Here is an 18,876-nt window from a genome sequence, read left to right as displayed (position 1 = left end):
AATGTAATCTCCTTACCTTATTTACAACTATTATTTCATTGTGAAAACAACTTATACAAACAACTCTATCTTGGTTATCATAACACTATTCCTTTTAAGAAGCAGTTTTTTTACTTTTACTTGGTTTTCTTAATACTAAAAATACATATATCAGAACTGCTCCAATAGAAGCACAGGCAATGACCAGTCCCATAGGAAGTGCCGATTGATCACCTCCAATTCCAACTAATGGAGAAGTGATTCCACCTATTGATAGGGAAAGTACACCAAGTAGTGCAGCGGCACTGCCTGCATTCTTACCTTGCGACTGCATGGCTAGAGAGAACCCTGCTGTATTTACCACACCGACACTGGAAACGACGAAAAATAAAGGCATAATGACAATCCATAGTTCTGCCTGAAGTACTAAAAGGAGTAATAACACCAGAGCACCAAAGACAGACATAGATAATCCGAAGATTAATAGCCTCGACTCTTGTACTCTGCCTGCTAACCTTCCTGTTGCTTGGCTGGCAATCATTATGCCAATACCATTGAGTGCAAAAATAAGACTGAACATTTCCGGTGAAGCACTATAAATGCTTTGCACAACAAAAGGAGAGCCTGCTATGTATGCAAACATAGATGCACTAACCAACCCTTGAGTAAGGGCATAGCCCAAAAAAATTCGATCACCAATCAATTTTTGAAAGATGAGAAGCGTATTTTTGGTACCACCTTTTACCCGATTCCCAATTGGCAATGTTTCCCTTAAGCCGAACAAAACAACAATAAACATAATAAAACCGATTAAACCTAATACAATAAAAATCCCCTGCCACGGAACAAATCCTAATAGTAGAGCACCTAATACTGGAGCAAGAATAGGTGCAGCCCCGTTCACTAATGAAAGAAGAGCGAAGAATTTAGTAAGTTCCGTTCCTGAATATAAATCACGGACAATCGCCCTGGAGATAACCATCCCGAATGATCCTGCAAGGCCTTGTATAAAACGCAACAAAATAAAGGTCCAAATCGACGGACTAAATACGCACAGGATTGAAACAATAAAATAAATAATTAATCCAATAAGTAGTGGTTTCCGTCTCCCGCGAATATCACTAATCGGACCGGCAAACAGCTGTCCTAGAGAGATCCCGAGCAGGAAAAATGTTAAACTTAACTGAACAAAAGAAGCGCTGGTGTAAAAGTAATCCGCGATAATTGGCAGTGCTGGCAGATACATATCAATCGATAATGGCGCAAAAGAAGCTAACGAACCAAGAACAACGGCCATCCATAACCGTTTGGATCGAGTAATCGTATCTGGATTGTCTAGTTGACTGTCTAATGTTGAACCCAAATTTAAATCAACCCCTTCATTTCTAAATTTATCTAATTTTCCGATTATTAAGTCAAAGATAACAACTTAAAGAGGTCTTGTAAAGTCCGCATAATTCTTTGGTGTAGTTAAAATAAAAAGGTTTTATACTTTAAAATAGAATATTAATTTTAATGTTATTTTTTCAAAAAATTTTAATAATCATATACCATGAGATGTTTCTTGATGGAACTAGCTGAATAAGAAAATGCGTTGGTGACTTTGTGCTATAAGGAAGGAGTCCCGAATGGAGGATTATCGTTTTTCACATCGATTAAAGGTACGTTATTCGGAAATTGATGGGCAAAAAATCGTTTTTAATTCGCATTATTTAACGTATATTGATGTTGCCGTTACAGAATATTTCCAGCAGTTACTTCAGCCAGATGAAGCGTTTGATTTCGTACTAGCAAAATCGACAATCGAGTATAAACGATCAGCTTACTTAAATGATTGGTTGACCATTTGGTGCAGGGTGGAAAAGGTTGGAAACAAAAGCATGACCATGAATTATATGATTACCAGAGAGGATGAAATCGATCCTGTTTTGTTGGCTGAGATTATCTACGTAAGTATTGACAATGAAAACATGGTCCCCTGTCCTGTTCCAAATTTTATTAGAGAACGAATTGAACAATTCGAACTTGACTTTCAAAAAAATTCCCCATTTTAAAAAATGAGGAATTTTTTTGTTTTTTGAATTCGTGTTGTTCATAAAACTTGTAGGAAATATAACCATGAAGATTATATTAATTGTCCTGTTGGAGATAATAACTTCGATTACCTTGAAAGGATGGGATGTTAATGTCATTAGAATGGTTTGACAGAGTTTGCAGCGAACTGCAGGAACACCTGGAATCGATTTGTGAAGAGTATGATCAGGTTGGTCAAATGTCGATTGAGAGAGCTGCCAAACACCCGAGGATCGAATTTTTTGTTGAAACAGAAGATATTCATACAGAAGATATCGATAGAGACTATTTTTGCACATTATTCTTTGATCCAGGGAACGAAGAATTTTACATCGACACCTTTGATGTTGACAGTGGGCATACTGCTAAAATCATCCTTTCGGACATAGAAGAAATAATCGATGAAGTACATGCCAGTCTTCATGATTATATGAACGATGATGATCATTTTACCGATGATGGTGTCTACCTCACCTTAGACGATGGTTATGAAGACGGCGATGATTGTTTTGGGATGGTTGATGACGGTGTTGAGTATTATGAGGCTGAGCAAGTAAACAGTGACGACATCTTTGAAGAAATCGAAGTTGATTGGAACACTCCTGAGGTTACAGCCTTCAAGCATGAGGATGAAGTTGAGGTTACCTATCAATTTGGTGTTGTCCCGGAAACAGGTGATGGTGTTCTGAAAAGAATTAACCGGATATGGACAACCGATGATGAATTAATCAAAGATGAATCCCATTTCATTTTCAGTAAAGAAGAAGCAAGCACCATTATCGCGATGATTGCTAGTCATATGGATCAATTAAGTGAATTTAATTTTGATGATCTTCCATAAAACGAGGAGCATACCATTTTGGTGTGCCCCTCATTTTTTTAATCAACCGTATAATCAATTTCAATCAAATCCCACGGAGTGACAATTCCAAGCGGAGTCTCGTCTTTCCTGCCGTTTTCGGTAATGATAACCGCTTCTAATTTCTTTTTAACTTTATGTGACTTTTCAAAAATCGTTTCAACATCGAAGATATTCGTGCTTTTTGAAACAAAGTCAATCGGATGGTCTTTTTCGTATTTCATGATATCGAAAATATGAGTATCAGCTAGATTCACAGAACTGCTCACCATATTTTGAGCCAGCCATTTTACAATCGCACCTGCTGTTAACAGCCCAACAAATTCTTTATTTTTGTAAATAGGAAATTTGGAATAGTTATATTGCCGAATCCCCTCTGTCACTTTAAGGATACTATCATTGTAATCAAAATACACCACATTTTTCGTCGCGATCGACAATGCATAATTGGGACGGTTAAACACATTTGCGATTTTCTCTATATGTTCGACCACTTTTGCATTCGGTTCGGCAATATAATAGCCGACCTCCATTTTTTCATGGACAATGGCATTTCTTAGTTTTGCATATTGCTCAAGGTCCTTTTTAAATGTTTCGATAATTTGATATTTCTTTGCTCCAACCTTAACCAATACTACAAATCTATCATCATTAATATTGACAATATCCTTCATCGCATCATGCACTTGATTAAAGGCTACCTCAAAACGTTCTGATAGTATTTGTCCTTTTTTTACTTGTTTCATCCTAATCCCTGCCAAATGTTTTTCTTTTATTATATATTTATTGTGATTATTTAACTAGTTTTTCTACTCTTTTTACTACAGCATAATTTCTTTAAACTGAAAAAGCCCAAGAATCTCATCTAACAATAAGATAGATTCTTGGGCTCTCTATTCAACGTTGGATTCTTTCTAGTAAAACTGCTCCACTGTTGTTTCTTTTACTGAAATACTCTTTTTCTTTGACTTTCTATGAATCATGTTTTTAGATTCACTTTTGCTGTAATATTTACCTTTTGTATAAACGGCAATGATTACCGTAAGAATGGAAGCTAAAATGGCTGCAAAGAAAGTGGCTGTATTTTGTAAGAACGTTCCCATATACCCTAAAGCTGCTATCGTGCCCAGAACACTTGACACAATTAATGGGACAACGCCTACTGGATTCCATTTATATAATTTTTCTTGTCTTGCTTCATATTCTATCGGTCCAATTTTCAATAATCTTTTTACAACTAAGGCGTCTGTAACTAAAATGGCTGCCCATGCCATCAATAGGACTCCTTGGAATGTCATCGCACTGCCTAAATAATCAAGAATCCCACCTAACATTAACGCAATCGAAAGGACACCTGAGACGACAACCCAAAAACGTCGACTTGGTTTGAAATGAAATACATTCTCAAAGAAATTTGATAATGAAAGGGATGCACTGTAAATATTTGTGACATTGATTCTTATTTGTGTCAACATCGTAAATACTACGCCGCCTAGTCCGATAAGTGTAACAATGTATACCCCCGGATTAGATTCAGCTAAACGGACGCCAAACCATATTCCTAGTAACCCCATGACACCAAAGCAAAAAATCTGTGGAATAAAACCGATCATAATCGAGCCAAGTTTAATGTCCTTTGGCTTTAGGAAACGTGCATAGTCTGACGCTATTAGAGCGGTTAAGCCCATAATCCCGTGCTGCATACCAATACATAAAAGTAAGGCGGTTCCACCTGTTTGTACACCCTCTGGTAAGTAAGTCCAAAAACTACCGTCAAAATTTGATGGTGTATTGTATGCAAAGATAATCGTGAGAATTAAAAAAATACCAAATATCGGCAACGACCATTTCTGCAGCTTATCCAATTGTTTAATTCCAAACCAATTCAATGGAATAACAATGGATCCGAATACAATAATTAGCAGCCATAATGGAATTGCGGGGAAATATGCATGTACTGCCGCTACGAGAATCATCCCTTCAAAAGCACAATACATGATAAAGTTAGATGCGTAAATTAATGAAGTTAAAGAGGCGCCTATATAGCCAAACCCTTGCCTAGACATGAGATTGACATTCATTCCTGTTTTTGCCGATAAATAAGCAATGACTGTACCTAATAAGCCGGCAATAATAATAGCATAAATCGCTGAAATGATAGCGTTTGTCGCACCAAACTGAAGGGCCATTACACTACCTGTTTGAAAATAAAAAATGGCTGTGGCAATCCCAAACGTAATATTGGTGACACTAAACCAACCCATATTCCGCTTTGCTTCTGGAACCTGTTCAAATGAATAATCATCTTTCTCTTTTTCTTGGAGACCTTTAGTTTGGTTTACACTCATGTAACCATCCTTTCATTTCTGTCCCCTTTTCTAAACTTAATTTTCACATTCAACTATCCCCTTTCAAGACTGAATGCTTGTTTAGAGGGCAACAGAATGTGTTTTTTATTTGGAAATAAGTCACTGTTTCTTCAGCAAATTCCCATAGCTTATATACTATTATATACACAATCAGTTGACATAATCAAGCTACCATCAAGAACGGGTACCAAAAATCCTTTAAAATTCAAGAAATTAATTCGTGTCTCTAAATTATTTTATACATTACTTTGTATAAATATCAATTTTATAATTTTGATGAAGGACTCAAAAATAAAGTCGGTTTTTTCTTCTAATCGATGCTAATAATAAAATTGTTAAACAATGAATGGAGGCGGTCTCATATGCAACTTGATCAAGAAGCAAAAGTGAATTTGGGTTCTATAATGAAACCAGAATTTGCAGGTACGGATGCACAAAAAGTAAAACAAGAAATTCAAAAGGATGTACGCGAAGGAGACGGTGCCATGACTTCCCGAGAGGCAGGAGCAATGCGCGATTAAAAACCAAAACTCGATCCTACCGTGTTCTGATTACTGTAACAAAATTCCAATTTACTCTGGGATATGTATAAAGATATGTACAACAATTGCACTGCTTTTATGCAGTGCAATTGGTTACGGACCCTTTATCAAAAAGGGCCTTTTTTACCAACCAGGATACTTTTCATTCCATTCTTTACTGTCTTCATACGTTTGTACTAAATCATCTGCTAGTTGGGTCAATTCATTAGAAAGTTCAACTTCTCTTACCCAATTTTGAGGAATGCCATTTAAACAAAGATAAGCCCCTAATATATTGCCTGTAATCGCTCCGGTACTATCGCTATCACCGTCATGATTAACGGCTGTAATAACTGCTTTTTCGAAATTCTTTTGATATTTTAAAGCGCAGTAAATGGAAACAGCGAGGGCTTCCTCCCCTACCCATCCTTCTCCAAGGCTCTCGATTGCTTGCAGGTCCGGAGTGTCTGATTTCGCTAGATTGATCGCTTTTTTGATCAACTGACTGCACTCATCACTCGAAGGGTATTTTTCGCATTCTGCTAGTGCCAATTCAATAACGGTTTCAATATCTAACCCCTCAATGATGGCCGCAATGATATAGCTTAAAGCGCCGGCAGACAGATAGCCGCTTGGATGTCCGTGAGTAATCGCAGCACACTCACAGCCAAGCCTGAATGCCTGTTCTTTCTCATAAAATAAACCGATGGGAGCGGTCCGCATCACACCACCGCACCCTTTACTATCATTAATGGGTTCCTCCACTTTCCCCATTTTTCCTGTATTTAGCGCACTTAAACATGTATTTCCTGGAGCTCTTCTTGTATGTAAACCTTTTATAGAATAAATCCACCCATCCTTTTCTACTTCACTAGTCACTCCCTGCGTTTCAAGCCAACGCAAATAGCTCCGATGAACCAGCGACGGAATATGTGCAATCCCTTTATTTCGTCCACGGTTTTCTGCTCGAAGTATTCCTTCCGCTGTAAAAATCGTCATCTGTGTATCATCGGTAATTTCTACTAGATTACTTCTTCCTCTTTCAAGGTTGGTAATCCCTTGTGGTCCGTATTTTTGTTTGATTTCATCGAGACTCAAAAATTCTACTGGCCAGCCCAACGCATCGCCAATTGCCCCGCCGACCAAACATCCCTGGTTGCGCTCATTAAGAGTTACCATATGTATGCCCCTTTCCAACTACATGTTCTTTCTATATTTTAACAGAAAAAGAGGGATACTTCTGATCAATAGCTAGCTATGATCGAAATCAATTTATCTTCAATTTTTTTTCCTTTGGCTTCATCCATTAAATTATTTAACATAATAGAAAAAATCAAGGTTTGTCCGCTTTTCGTGTTAACATATCCTGATATCGTACTTACAGTAGAGATTGTTCCGGTTTTTGCAAATACCTTTCCTTTTACGTTTTGCGTTTTCATCCGACTTCGTAAGGTGCCACCAACCATTTTTTCACTCATACCTGCTACTGGCAGTGAGTGAAGAAAAGCAGGAAACCATGGTTGCTGCTGGACGGCAACTAACAATTGCGAAAGCTGTGTTGCCGGGACTAAATTGACATGTGAAATTCCTGAACCATCCCGCAGGACCAATGTTTCCGTGTTGATCCCGAATTTGGCTAGCTCTGCTTCCATGACCTCGAGACCTTTTTCCCAACTTCCTTCTCCTGTTACCACTTTTCCCATTTCTTTAACTAAGGTTTCCGCATGCCCGTTATTGCTCAATTTCATAAATGGGACAAGTAACTCCGAAAGCTTTATTGAGCTATGGGTATACACGATCTTTGCATCAATTGGAGTGGTTCCCTTTTTTATTTTTCCAGATACTTCAATGCCATTTTCTTTGAGTGATTGTTTAAAAAGTGCTAACGCATACCGGGTCGGTTCCCAGACCCCAATCCATTCCTTTTGACCCTTTGATGTAACAGGTAAAGTTCCCGTTATCGTAATCGTGTTCTTGGCGTGCTCCCGTTCGTACGTCAGTTTCTTCTTACCATCCTTTGCAACCGTTACAGTTTGATTGATGATTTTCACAAAATCAGTAATGGGCGTGGTTGTTAATTTCGCCTTATCACCTTGGCGGTTGCCAGGTTTGACTTCAATCATCACCGAACCAGAATCATAATCATTAGTGGGCGAAGCCGTTAAGGCGGAGATTTGTGCACCGTAGTACGTTTGTTCATCACTCCAGGGTAAATCTAAAGAATAGCGGATATCATCGTACCAAGTATCGTCGCCAACTAAATTACCGTTAATTTTTTTTATGCCCAGTTTCTTAAGTTCTGCTGCCATTCGATCGAAGTCTTCCTTTAGCAGTGTAGGGTCGCCTTTGCCCTTTAAATAAAGATTCCCTAGCAGTATGTTCTTTTCCACTGAACCTTCGATGAGCACTTCTGTTTTAAACTTGTAATCTTCACCTAACACCGATAATGCTGCTGCCGCTGTTAAAAGCTTCATATTCGATGCCGGGCGCAAGCGGACATCTCCAAAATGATCATATATGACCTCGCCGTTTGTGGCATTTCGTATACTCACTCCAGCAATCGCCCCATGTAAATAGGGATCTTCGCTTAAAAACTGATTTAATTGCTGCACCAAGTTATTCTCCGCGAAGACTGGTTGAGTTTGTGGCAGTACTGTAGCTAAAAAACTAATTAAAATGATCAAATTCACTCTTTTCAGCAAAATCCATTTCCAACTTTCTCTTTTTTCATTAATTCTTCCCCAAAAAACTAACTTTCTTTCGATTATTAGATAGATTTACAATTTACTTTTTCAAAAAAAGGATATATCTGCGATGTCCCAATATCCACTATTTCACAACAGTAATATTTCGACTCAAATACGCCCAATTCTGCGGTGCAGCCAAACTAATCTGCCAATAGGTTGTTCCTGACAAGTTATAAACGTCAATCAAACGATATTTTTCTATGAAGCTTCGAATATCCTCAAACCAAACAACTTGTTCTACACCTCTACGCCAATGCCGATACCAGGGTGACTTCGCCCGCTGATCAAATTCAATCGGCGACCCAGTCGCAATCGCCTGGTTTTGGGCAGTAGCCACAGACATCGCATGGGTTACATTCGTTCCAACGACTTTATCATAACCATAAAGCGGCATTGCAATCTGTAGTTTACGAGGATTCATTTTGGTAAGGGCGTATTGAACCACTTCCTCCATCCACCAGATAGGAGCAATCGGATCAGGCGGTCCGCCAGGATATCCATAATCAATCGTCATAACGGCCATAATGTCAGCCACGCTTCCAATCGTAGCATAATCGTATGCTCCGACAATTCGATTGGTTGGGAGATCTGCCGTTTTCGCATGGACATTTACATGCAGGATTAACCCCCCCAAAGCAATCTTTAATTCTCTTAAAAATCGATTAAAATCATTGCGCTGTGGCGGCGGAATAAATTCAAAGTCAATACTGACACCGCCAAATCCTCTTTGCCTTGTTAAATTCACAATACTAAGAACTAGATTTCTTCGATAGGTTGGAGTTCCAAGCACATGCCCCGCCAACTCGGCACTAAAATCTACTCCTGTAAAATTACGAATCATCAGCAAAGGGGTGATATTCAATTGTCTACTCCGCGCTACAATCGCTGTATCCTCAATTAAGTTATATGCATACCCCTCTGACGTAAACGAATAGGCCACTACCGCTAAATAGGTTAATTGCCGAGCCAATGATTCTAATACCCCTAGAACAGAGCTATCCCCTGATGGCACCAGAAACCCCAATGTCGATATTTCTAATTTCACCGGGGATGGAATGTTAATCATTTGGCCGATGGTAAGGTTATTCGGATCAAGCCCTGGGTTTGCCCCTAAAATAGTGGAAATGTCAGTGTTGAACTGCTGAGATAACTGCCAAATTTGATCTCCAGGTTTGATTTGGTAGGAGCGGACAGGGAGCTGGTTGTCTGGAAGGTACAATGCGAGACCTGGGACAAGGGAACTGGCTGATCGCAGACCATTTAGCTCGACAATGGTTTGAATAGGCACACCATATCGATTTGAAATTGCCCACAAATTTTCTCCTTTGCCAACCACATGAACCCCCATACTCTCACACCCCTTTTTACCTACATCATATGGGGATTCTCCACAGAATATTGCTCTTTAAATAAAAAAAACGAGCTGGGATAACCCAGCTCGTTCAACTACCTTATAATCTTGGATCAATGGGTTCGGCCTCTAATGCGAGTACACCTAACACACATTCATGAACACGTTCCAATGATTCTCTTTTTACAAATCGATTAACAGCCTCTACACCGAGAGCAAATTCCTTCAACGCGTTACGCTGTTTTTTCCCTAGATTCCTTTTCTTTAACCGAGATAAGTTTTCAGGTATCTGATAGTCCATTCCATAGATGATATGCAAATACTTTCGGCCCCTTACCTTAATCGCTGGCTGCAGGAGTTTTCCTTTGTGGCGAGTAATAAATGAATCCGGTTTGACGACAAAGCCTTCATGTCCTTCCTCGGTTATTTCTTCCCACCACTCAATCGCTGCTTTCATCGAGGCTTCATCATTTACAACACGGTATTCAGTTTCTATAAACAGTCGAGAAATCCCACTGAATTCTTTGTTTTTTTCCATATGCCATATGTGTGGCCTGTCAAAAAAGGTTTCCGTGCTATGTGCCAAAGTATGGAAAGGTGCAATTTGAATACCTTCAATGCCTTCTGTTTCCCAGCAGTATTTCTGATACACCTCATTAAATACTCTGGCATTGTCGATTCCGCTTTCGATTTCCTTTAACCAGCGCTGAACATCTTTTCCACTTTCGACTGCCTGCTGAAGTGAATCTATTAATTTACTGCGGTCAAGCAGCGCCATTTCCCCAACATGTGCATACTGGTTCAAAATCAGGTCCTTTGCCTTTAAATTCCATGGCAGAATTTCCGCGTCAAGTAATACAAAATCTGTGTTGTGCGTTTCGAAATAGCCACTTTTCACAAGATCCTCATTCAAAACGCTAACCATTTGTTCTTCTAAATCCTTTTTAAAAAATGCTCTCCCTGTCCGGGTATAAATAATACCTACTGTTTCCCTACCAATGTAGTCCTTGGCAACCTCTTTATTTTTGAATAAAAATAGAATTCCCCTGCTGCCCATAAGTTTCTTTTCAACAACCATTGTCTCAACGCCATTCGATTGATAGTATTCGAATGCTTCCATTGGATGTTCAAGGTATCCTTCCAGCTGAGAGGCTTTGGGTGTTGGACTCATCGTAGGCGGGAGATAGACAATTTCCTCAAGCGGACGGGTGTAATGGGATAAATCATCCAAGGCAGGTTTCACCCCGTCATCATAAATCATAATCTCGCCGTATTGCTCGGTAAGGACCGAATATCCTCCTATGAATTTCATGATATTTGGTGGGTTTAGACGCTTCCGTTCCCATTCCTTCAATGGATTGTCAGGTACATTTGCATAGTCCTGTTTTGCTTTTACCGAAACAAACTGTTTTTCTGGGTATCGATACGCGGTTAGACTGCCCCCGAATACCACACCTTGGTCAATATTCAGTGTATGGTTTACTAATAATGGCTGTGGTTTTGGGTCATGTCCCCAAAGAATAAGTTCACTAGATTTATGATGGATCGACCAGTCTTTTCGGATTGGCTTTCCATTTTCATTAAGCCCCACATTATCTCCATACCGGCAAAAATCAGAAATGCGGCCAGACTGTTTCCCGATATAATGGTCCTTGATGCCTGCATGGACTGCGACCGCAGCATTTACCCCATTTTTCCGGATGATATAATGGGATTTTGCTTCTACTAGCAGCATTTTTAATTGTTCTTTTAACTCCTCGGTTGCTTCCGTACCATATTTACGCTCATATTCTTCAAATTCAGCGGCCACATTTTCATCCCCATGTGCCATCGTTACATTTTTCCCATCTAGCCAGCGGGCGATTTTCCAGCCATGGTTGCTGTCAATCATATAGGCATGTCCTGCTGCAACATGCTTTTGGAAAAATTGTAGCGTTTCAATTGACCTTGGCCCACGACTCATTACATCTCCAAGAGAAAGAATTTTCCGTCCTTCTGGATGGATGTAATATCCTTCTTCGTTTTCTTGATAGCCAAGTTTTGTTAGGATTTCGAGAAATTCTTCATAGCAACCGTGGATATCTCCGATAAAATCGATCCCGTTAACCAATTCAATGAATAATGGGTTTTCTAATCGGCTAATATTCAATACTTCAAGTTCATCCTCACCAAGGAGGTACACCCTTCGGTAAGGTTTCTTTTTAATGAAGCGAAGCGCATTTTTAAAATGTTGATACTGCTGTTTTATTCGGTTTCTGCCACGAGGAAAATCCCGCTCCGCATCTCGTCTTAGCAATTCAGTTTCTGAAATATTTAAGACAATGGCAATGACAGGGACATGATATTTCTTTCCCAATTGCAAGTATTTTTCATGTTCCTCCTCACGGAGATGGGTCGCGTCAATAAACGTTAATTTATTCAGTTTACAGCGTTTTGAAACGACATAATCCATGGCATCAAAGGCAGCACCAGAAATTTGCTGGTACTCATGAAAGAGTGCGTCACTTTCGTCTTTTGGTCGTCCGTTCCAGCTAATAAACTCAATATTACTGACGAGAACGCGGAACTGATCGGAGCTGACCACTTCAGAGGCAAGAATTTGATTTTCTTGGATTAATTGATTTAATAAGGTTGTTTTTCCGGTATTAGAAGGCCCAACTAATAAGACAATCCCCCCATGAGGTAAGTGCAGTGTTGTCATCATGCCTCCTCCCTTCTTAACATCGCCATTTGTGTCGGCTGGCCATATGTAGGATGTTCCTCGCCAATCCCTTGAATACTGATTTGGTAAGGATAGTTTTGCGTCCACGCTTCCACATGTTGAGCAAATTCCGCTCGCGTCCATTCAAAACGGTGATCGTTATGACGCATGGCTTCATCCATATCATAAACGACATTGTATTCTTGGTTTGGTGTGGTCACAATCAGTGTCTTGGGACGATAATCATTAAAAATTGTATTGAAAATTTTAGGGAGTCTTTCCTCGTCAATATGTTCAATTACTTCACACAAAATGATAATGTCTTTATTTTGCAGGCGGCTATCAAAATAAAATAACGATCCAATGAGTGATTGGGGGTCAACATATCCCTCTTTATCAATCACTTGTCCAAATCTTTCAATCGCCTTAAGGCGGGCTTTGCTTGAGGGCTCTATTGATAAAATTTCTTTAACACCTTCGACAAAACCCAGCTGGACTGACAATCTCCCTTCCCCTGCACCAAGATCAACAATCGTCTCCCGTTGTGGCAGTGTACTAATCACATTCAGTATTGCTTCATAACGCTGGTCATTTAGACGAATCCTCGGGCTCTCATCCTGGTTACGAATAAATGGTTTCTTTTCATAGTATTTAGATTGAGAAATTAGCGCATTAAATCGAAGGGCACGCTTGACGATCATTTGCTTTAAAGGATGAGTTTCTAGCCAGCCTTCACCATAGCGTTCGAGTTTCTCTACTTCTCTTTCATCTAAAAAATAGTGTTTATAGTTATCGATGACAGGGATGAGAATGGAAACATGCTTTAATGTGTTTTGAACGCTTTGCCTCCCAGATATCGTAACAAAACGTGCCGAGCTTTTTCCGCGGATGGCGCTTTCTCCACGCTCAATTTCCACTTTGTATCCCATAGGTTCAAACAAGTCAGCAATTTCCTGATTCCGCAAATCCGTAGCGACAGGGCCAAATTCCAATTTTATCTCAAAGATCTGGTCTACCCATTTCTCATATTCTTCGTCTGGCTTTCCATTTAAAGCTGTTCCTAATGCCTTGCGGATGGACGTGATGAATAAGCTGCTGACGGCGAACTCGCGATCATTGATGTAATGGGTAATATCAAATAAATCCGATGAATTCCGAACTAAATCAATCGGGTCTGGCTTCACAAAAATGACAAACTGGACTTCTTCTTTCGTAAAAACAGGGTAGGCGAGACGAACTTTGAATCCTTTCTCATCCCGCTCATATGGATTATTGGGGTTTTTAGCGATAAGATAAGAGACGACCTCTGCATCTGAGCCCCTTACCGTTACTGAAAGCTGCATTCTTTACACTCCATTTCTTCTGAAGTACTTTTCTCCTATCTACCATAATTACACATAAATGGAAAATTTAAAAGGACGTACCGTTTGAACGGTACGTCCTCATTAAAAGTGTAATTGTTTTGTGGTTTGAATAGCGTGCAGTGACCGAGTTGCCTATTTATTTTGGGTTTCGGTCACTGCAGCTCGCGACTCAATTAAATAGTTCCAATAAAATTTAATGACGCAATATCCTTAGAATCCAAAGCACCATCTAAAATTTTCCTCACGTCATTCAATGTATCTTTTAAATTAACTTCTTCCCCTTTAATCCCCGTAAACTCTTCCGCAACATAAAATGGCTGTGTCAAATAGGCTTCTAATCGTTCGCCTCGATGATAGGTTTCTTTTTCTGCAGCTGGTATCCCGTCAATCCCCTTCACATTTACGAGTGACCGTAATTCGCGATAGCGGCGTAACAGTTTTTGTGCTTTTTGTTGGATAGATAGATGATTTTGATCTAGATGTGCGCCTTCCAGCACCGAAGAAGTAGAATAGATTGGGTTTACCGCTGGGTAACGATGTCTAGCAGCTAGATCCATATCGAATTGCCATAGTGTTTCAAGCGGACCATATGGAAGGTCCTCATCCACCGATGCACCTTTTAAATCGAGTAAAAACGTAGTTACCGACTTGATGTCAGCATCATGTAATCTTTCCTGAAGCTCATAGATTTCTCCCGTTAATACATGAGATCGGTCGGCAACAAAAATAATATCTTTGTTTTTTCCAACAACCGACATTTTCGCAAAGGCTATATCAATCGATTCAGCTATAATTTCAGCATCATCCGTCACATCTTCAATTTCAGGTGGATTTCCTTCCGGCATTAATAATACCGTTGTATAGCCTTCTTTTTTAAATCGATAAAATAACTCGGCAAGTACAACCAGCTGACCCATTCCTGGACGAGCTACAAGCCCTATGGTTCCTCCCTTTACAACTGGCGCAAACAAATCTAATGTTTTAATTTTCGTTTCGATCATCTCAACATTCTCCCCTCTTAAAATCAGCTCATCAAGACTACACTGTGCCAATTCTGCTAATGCTACAATCGTACGAACTTCAGAGCGTCCAACCGGAATTTTCCCCGTACACAAATTTGATACGGTTGCAGGCCGTAAACCTACCTCACGTGCCGCACTTGTCAGGTTTGGCACCCTTCTTCTCAATAATGGAACATTCAATCTGATATTTTCCATTATTTTCACCTCCCTTACTTTAAATAGTAATTTATATTACTCCAAAACGCAACAGTTAATTACGCTAAAGAGTAATTATTTTTAATTTAAACGTAAAATAAGCAAAGGAAAATATCCTCTGCTTCAAATGTTTGTTTCTATTAATTAGACTGTGTTAAACATGGCTGTGGATTTGCGCTACAGGTGCTACGCTTTCCGCGGGCTCGCCCGTGAGCCTCCTCGGTCGTACCTGCGGGGTCTCACTCAGCTCGTGCATCCCGCAGGACATTGAATTTACATCCTTGAGTTTACCCACGCACGAAGAAAATGCGATAGCATTTTCGAGGAGTCGAGCGCCTTTCGCTCCAATCAACAGGTTCTAAAAATCAACAGTATCGATTAATACAGCCTTTAATTAAAGAAAGTAGTAAATTAGTGTAACAATCCCCGCAATAAGCGTGTAACCTATTGCCACATAAAAGGAAGGGGTCGCATTAAATCGCCTTTCAATCTTTTCTATTTTCGTCCAAACTTCCACTTGAAGGTCATTGTCTTCATTTCCACTTTGTAGTCTGGCATTTGCAAATTCCGATGCCATTCCGCCAGATGAATTAAAAAATTTAACTAATACCACTGAAGCAGCCCCTGTCATAAAGGACCAATCGAGGAACTGATTATTAAAAAGTTTTGCTATTCCCCAATTCGCAAAAAGAATGAGACCTAATGTAATAACAGACCAAACAAACGTCTTCATGGTCAACCTCCTCGTTTATTTCACTAATAAAATTATATCATTTAGGAGAAGCACCATGTTAAAAATTCCCATTCCTAACAGTAAAAAGGAACAAATCATTTGAGATTTGTTCCTTCAATGTGTTATTTTTAGAAATCTTCTGCAAAACGTCTTCTATATTTTGCATGGAAGCAGGCCTCACAAGTTGGAAACGGGTGATCCCATGGAAGATTCTTTCCACAGTTTTTGCATTTCTTCACGAACTTTTTAATATCAGTTTTTAACTTATCCTGTACCTTGTCACTCATTTCCTCACGCAGCCGCTCCCAATAAATCGCTTCAGTTCGCTCACCTAACCGGTATAAAAAGAGCAGATGCAATCCGAGGGCTTTGTATGCTAACTCGAGATCCTCTAAGCTTCGTTCTTTGTATGGGGGTTCCGGAAGAGGATTCCCTTGGATAATCGCATACATTGTTTCTTCCCATTGCCTTGTTAAGGTTGGTTCATTTTTCGAAAACGGAAGATGTAAGAACCCATATAGGTCCATTAATGGTAACCGGGCTTCAATCTCTGTACCAGCAATAAGCTGATAAAGTGACCGTTCTTCTGTTAGTGAAGCTTTTTTTGTACCTGGCGGGCTATTAAATTTCCCCCAAAGCTCGAAAAACGTACCTAGATCACGGTAGTACCGTTGGAAGCGCTCAAAAACCGAATTCGTTGGTGCGATCGCAAATGTATGAACAGGCTCATCCTCTTGGTTTAGCAATTGGTTCATCATTCGAATATCCTTTGTGAAGGCGACTTTCCCTACATCATATATCCCTTTCCGTCCAGCGCGTCCAGCGATTTGTTTCACTTCCTGTGAAGTTAACAGCCGCCTTCTCGTTCCATCGAATTTTTCATTTTCTAAAAATACAATCCGGCGAATCGGCAGATTTAATCCCATTCCAATCGCGTCAGTCGCAACCACTACCTTTGTTTTTCCGCTATTAAATTGTTCAATTTGCTTTTTTCTTGTTTCTGGTGGCATACTGCCGTAAATCATGCTGACAGAATGACCATCATTTTGCAGCCTTGATGCCGTTTCAAGTACCCGTCGCCTTGAAAAGCAAATCAATGCGTCCCCTTTTTTCACATGTTTAATATGAAATTCCTTGGATTCCACTTCAAGTGGGATTTCACGGCTGTACTCGTGGATACTAATATTCGATTCACCTAACAACTGCAAAAGCATGGGCTTTGAATTCCTGCTTCCGATAATATGTACTTCTCGTGCATTCGCTTTTGTGATTGCTTTATACCAGGAGAAGCCACGGTCTTTATCGGTGATCATTTGTGCCTCATCAATGACGACGATTTCATAGTTTTCTTTCTCATGAAACATTTCTACTGTGCATGAGAAGTGATTGGCACCAGGAACAAGTTTTTCTTCTTCCCCTGTTTTTAATGTGCATGGCGTTCCTTCAGCATTTAACTTATCGAACACCTCTAACGCTAATAATCTTAACGGAGCTAGATATAAGCCACTGTTTGCTTGTTTCATTTGCTCGAGGGCATGATGTGTTTTCCCCGTATTCGTTTCACCAATATGAAGAACATAGCGGACCCGTCTCCCGAAGGACGGATTGTATTCCTGACCGAAAATATCCTCCATCATCCGTTCATCTGCTTCTCTTTTTCGTTGTAATTCTGCTTCTTCCTCTGCCTTTTTTCGCTCTCTATCAGCAAAATCCTTTTCGAAAATTTTCTGTTGAACAGAGAGGTCAAAAGGAATTTCGTTAATTTTTAATAGATCTGACAAGTATTCCTCTTGAATATCTTCAATAAAATAGTCTTGCACCTCATAAAGAAGCTCCTGAATACTTCCCTTAATAAAAGAGGGGGTCAGTTTTTCTCCAAAAGTTTCTTGGAACTGCTCCTTTATCGGATGTGGCAGCTTTTCGAGAACCTTTTTGGGAATTAGCTGAGACAGGTAATCAGAGATTAAGCTTTCATATACAAAGAAATACGTTTGGTATTCATATAAGCTCCGGCCCCAATTCACCGTTTTATGAATATCACCCGTTAATTCTTCAAAAAATGTTGCAACTGTAGTGTAGGAGGCCGGATTAAACTGCCCTTCATTGACTAATTTTTCTTCAAGTGCAAAGGTATCGACTGATTGAAATTTCACATTGTTCTTGATGTCTGCTGCTAATTGTTTTGCTGTAAAATACCGAACATAAAGATAAAACTCTGAATAATCCTTTTCAAGCATTTCAGCGGCAGTCTCTTCTATTTCTTCTGTGAGAGCATGGCGAACTTCTGCCAACCGATTCATTTCCTGCCTTTTTATAAAATCAGCTTTCGCCTGTTGATATCTCTGTTCCCATTCTTCCTCTTTGCCAGTAAAGGTTTCTTTCGTCCATCCGATTATATTAAATGGCTGATATTCCCTCATTTCATCGCGAAAAAGTTTGTTAATCAGCTTTCGGTCTACCCCCTGGACTTCAAACCCTTTTTCACGCAAAAACTCTTTCTTTTCATTCTTTGGGACATCATTTGTGACTTTATTTAACCAAACATTAACCCATATTTGCTCGAGATAGTGCCCCCGTGCAGTTAAATATTCGTTAAAGGACGGCAAATTTTCTTTTGTCTCTAAAAAGTGGTCCATGTCCTCGATTACTATATTCTTTGTATGTTCAACGGCTTCAGGATATACGGCGGTTAATTTATTCATGTTCTTCCCTCCTTATCCATTATTAATTACTTTTAGTATAACAAAAAACAAGAAACCGAACAAATATTCGGTCCCTAGATTTGTCGCTGATTGCAGTACTCATTCACTAAATCCTCAATTTGATCCAGTCCAGGAAAATCCCCTGAAAACTCAAATTTGATTTCTTCAATCAAACGCTCTTTATTATTATATACATGTATGGCTCCGTTTTGGTGACTGACACTAAATTCTGGTACAAACCGAAATCCGTTTCGTTCAAT

Annotated in this window: 15 protein-coding genes; 3 read left to right on the top strand and 12 right to left on the bottom strand. The window is 39.6% G+C overall.

Annotated features, from left to right (window positions below):
* Window positions 1–94: 94 nt before the first annotated feature.
* Window positions 95–1,276, bottom strand: a complete 1,182-nt coding sequence (locus tag V7124_RS12485) for a multidrug effflux MFS transporter (protein WP_335412962.1) — start codon at window positions 1,274–1,276, stop codon at window positions 95–97.
* 331 nt (window positions 1,277–1,607) lie between these two features.
* On the opposite strand from V7124_RS12485, the gene V7124_RS12480 reads away from it, so the two are divergent.
* Both V7124_RS12480 and V7124_RS12475 read left to right on the top strand, forming a co-directional pair.
* The gene (locus tag V7124_RS12480; RefSeq protein ID WP_335412921.1) at window positions 1,608–2,033 is read left to right on the top strand and encodes an acyl-CoA thioesterase; all 426 of its coding nucleotides are present in this window, start codon (window positions 1,608–1,610) and stop codon (window positions 2,031–2,033) included.
* Between the two features lie 131 nt (window positions 2,034–2,164).
* The gene (locus V7124_RS12475; protein ID WP_335489490.1) at window positions 2,165–2,893 is read left to right on the top strand and encodes a hypothetical protein; all 729 of its coding nucleotides are present in this window, start codon (window positions 2,165–2,167) and stop codon (window positions 2,891–2,893) included.
* Between the two features lie 38 nt (window positions 2,894–2,931).
* Here V7124_RS12475 and V7124_RS12470 read toward each other — a convergent pair whose 3' ends face one another.
* Entirely contained in the window at window positions 2,932–3,657 is a 726-nt protein-coding gene (locus V7124_RS12470; RefSeq protein WP_335412918.1) for a CBS domain-containing protein, read from the bottom strand.
* 168 nt (window positions 3,658–3,825) lie between these two features.
* Window positions 3,826–5,259, bottom strand: coding sequence for a purine-cytosine permease family protein (locus V7124_RS12465; RefSeq protein WP_335489487.1), 1,434 nt, complete (start codon window positions 5,257–5,259; stop codon window positions 3,826–3,828).
* Between the two features lie 383 nt (window positions 5,260–5,642).
* Here V7124_RS12465 and V7124_RS12460 point away from each other — a divergent pair, with 383 nt between their 5' ends.
* Window positions 5,643–5,801: a hypothetical protein gene (locus tag V7124_RS12460; RefSeq protein WP_335412914.1), complete on the top strand. Its 159-nt coding sequence runs from the start codon at window positions 5,643–5,645 to the stop codon at window positions 5,799–5,801.
* A gap of 144 nt (window positions 5,802–5,945) precedes the next feature.
* On the opposite strand, the gene V7124_RS12455 is transcribed toward V7124_RS12460, so the two are convergent.
* From V7124_RS12455 to V7124_RS12415, 9 genes are all read right to left on the bottom strand, one after another.
* A complete protein-coding gene (locus V7124_RS12455) occupies window positions 5,946–6,980 on the bottom strand; it encodes an ADP-ribosylglycohydrolase family protein (protein WP_335412912.1) in 1,035 nt (344 codons plus the stop codon).
* Between the two features lie 65 nt (window positions 6,981–7,045).
* Window positions 7,046–8,500 carry a D-alanyl-D-alanine carboxypeptidase/D-alanyl-D-alanine endopeptidase gene (gene dacB, locus V7124_RS12450; protein ID WP_420490530.1) on the bottom strand — a complete coding sequence of 485 codons (1,455 nt, stop codon included), beginning with the start codon at window positions 8,498–8,500 and terminating at the stop codon, window positions 7,046–7,048.
* 130 nt (window positions 8,501–8,630) lie between these two features.
* Entirely contained in the window at window positions 8,631–9,896 is a 1,266-nt protein-coding gene (locus V7124_RS12445; RefSeq protein WP_335489481.1) for a LysM peptidoglycan-binding domain-containing protein, read from the bottom strand.
* Between the two features lie 103 nt (window positions 9,897–9,999).
* Window positions 10,000–12,600 carry a polynucleotide kinase-phosphatase gene (locus tag V7124_RS12440; protein ID WP_335489478.1) on the bottom strand — a complete coding sequence of 867 codons (2,601 nt, stop codon included), beginning with the start codon at window positions 12,598–12,600 and terminating at the stop codon, window positions 10,000–10,002.
* Window positions 12,600–13,943, bottom strand: a complete 1,344-nt coding sequence (locus tag V7124_RS12435) for a 3' terminal RNA ribose 2'-O-methyltransferase Hen1 (protein ID WP_335489475.1) — start codon at window positions 13,941–13,943, stop codon at window positions 12,600–12,602. Before V7124_RS12435 ends, V7124_RS12440 begins: the two co-directional genes overlap by 1 nt.
* A 194-nt stretch (window positions 13,944–14,137) precedes the next feature.
* Window positions 14,138–15,181 (bottom strand): ATP synthase beta subunit C-terminal domain-containing protein, encoded by a 1,044-nt coding sequence (locus tag V7124_RS12430; protein WP_335489472.1) that lies wholly within the window; start codon window positions 15,179–15,181, stop codon window positions 14,138–14,140.
* A 394-nt stretch (window positions 15,182–15,575) separates the two neighbouring features.
* Window positions 15,576–15,914: a hypothetical protein gene (locus V7124_RS12425; protein WP_335489469.1), complete on the bottom strand. Its 339-nt coding sequence runs from the start codon at window positions 15,912–15,914 to the stop codon at window positions 15,576–15,578.
* Between the two features lie 128 nt (window positions 15,915–16,042).
* Window positions 16,043–18,616 carry a DEAD/DEAH box helicase gene (locus V7124_RS12420; RefSeq protein ID WP_335489467.1) on the bottom strand — a complete coding sequence of 858 codons (2,574 nt, stop codon included), beginning with the start codon at window positions 18,614–18,616 and terminating at the stop codon, window positions 16,043–16,045.
* 74 nt (window positions 18,617–18,690) lie between these two features.
* On the bottom strand, window positions 18,691–18,876 hold a 186-nt coding region (locus tag V7124_RS12415), incomplete at its 5' end, for a YbxH family protein (RefSeq protein ID WP_335489465.1).

The organism is Neobacillus niacini, from assembly GCF_036961885.1.
GTDB lineage: Bacteria > Bacillota > Bacilli > Bacillales > Cytobacillaceae > Neobacillus > Neobacillus niacini_H.
The sequence above is the reverse complement of the archived record's forward strand: the minus strand, read 5'-3'. Positions and strand labels throughout refer to the sequence as shown.

Excerpts from the sequence above, each read along its gene's own strand:
- V7124_RS12485 (WP_335412962.1), bottom strand. The coding sequence starts at position 1,276 with ATGGCCGTTGTTCTTGGTTCGTTAGCTTCTTTTGCGCCATTATCGATT.
- V7124_RS12480 (WP_335412921.1), top strand. The coding sequence starts at position 1,608 with ATGGAGGATTATCGTTTTTCACATCGATTAAAGGTACGTTATTCGGAA.
- V7124_RS12475 (WP_335489490.1), top strand. The coding sequence starts at position 2,165 with ATGTCATTAGAATGGTTTGACAGAGTTTGCAGCGAACTGCAGGAACAC.
- V7124_RS12470 (WP_335412918.1), bottom strand. The coding sequence starts at position 3,657 with ATGAAACAAGTAAAAAAAGGACAAATACTATCAGAACGTTTTGAGGTA.
- V7124_RS12465 (WP_335489487.1), bottom strand. The coding sequence starts at position 5,259 with ATGAGTGTAAACCAAACTAAAGGTCTCCAAGAAAAAGAGAAAGATGAT.
- V7124_RS12460 (WP_335412914.1), top strand. The coding sequence starts at position 5,643 with ATGCAACTTGATCAAGAAGCAAAAGTGAATTTGGGTTCTATAATGAAA.
- V7124_RS12455 (WP_335412912.1), bottom strand. The coding sequence starts at position 6,980 with ATGGTAACTCTTAATGAGCGCAACCAGGGATGTTTGGTCGGCGGGGCA.
- V7124_RS12445 (WP_335489481.1), bottom strand. The coding sequence starts at position 9,896 with ATGGGGGTTCATGTGGTTGGCAAAGGAGAAAATTTGTGGGCAATTTCA.
- V7124_RS12440 (WP_335489478.1), bottom strand. The coding sequence starts at position 12,600 with ATGACAACACTGCACTTACCTCATGGGGGGATTGTCTTATTAGTTGGG.
- V7124_RS12435 (WP_335489475.1), bottom strand. The coding sequence starts at position 13,943 with ATGCAGCTTTCAGTAACGGTAAGGGGCTCAGATGCAGAGGTCGTCTCT.
- V7124_RS12430 (WP_335489472.1), bottom strand. The coding sequence starts at position 15,181 with ATGGAAAATATCAGATTGAATGTTCCATTATTGAGAAGAAGGGTGCCA.
- V7124_RS12425 (WP_335489469.1), bottom strand. The coding sequence starts at position 15,914 with ATGAAGACGTTTGTTTGGTCTGTTATTACATTAGGTCTCATTCTTTTT.
- V7124_RS12420 (WP_335489467.1), bottom strand. The coding sequence starts at position 18,616 with ATGAATAAATTAACCGCCGTATATCCTGAAGCCGTTGAACATACAAAG.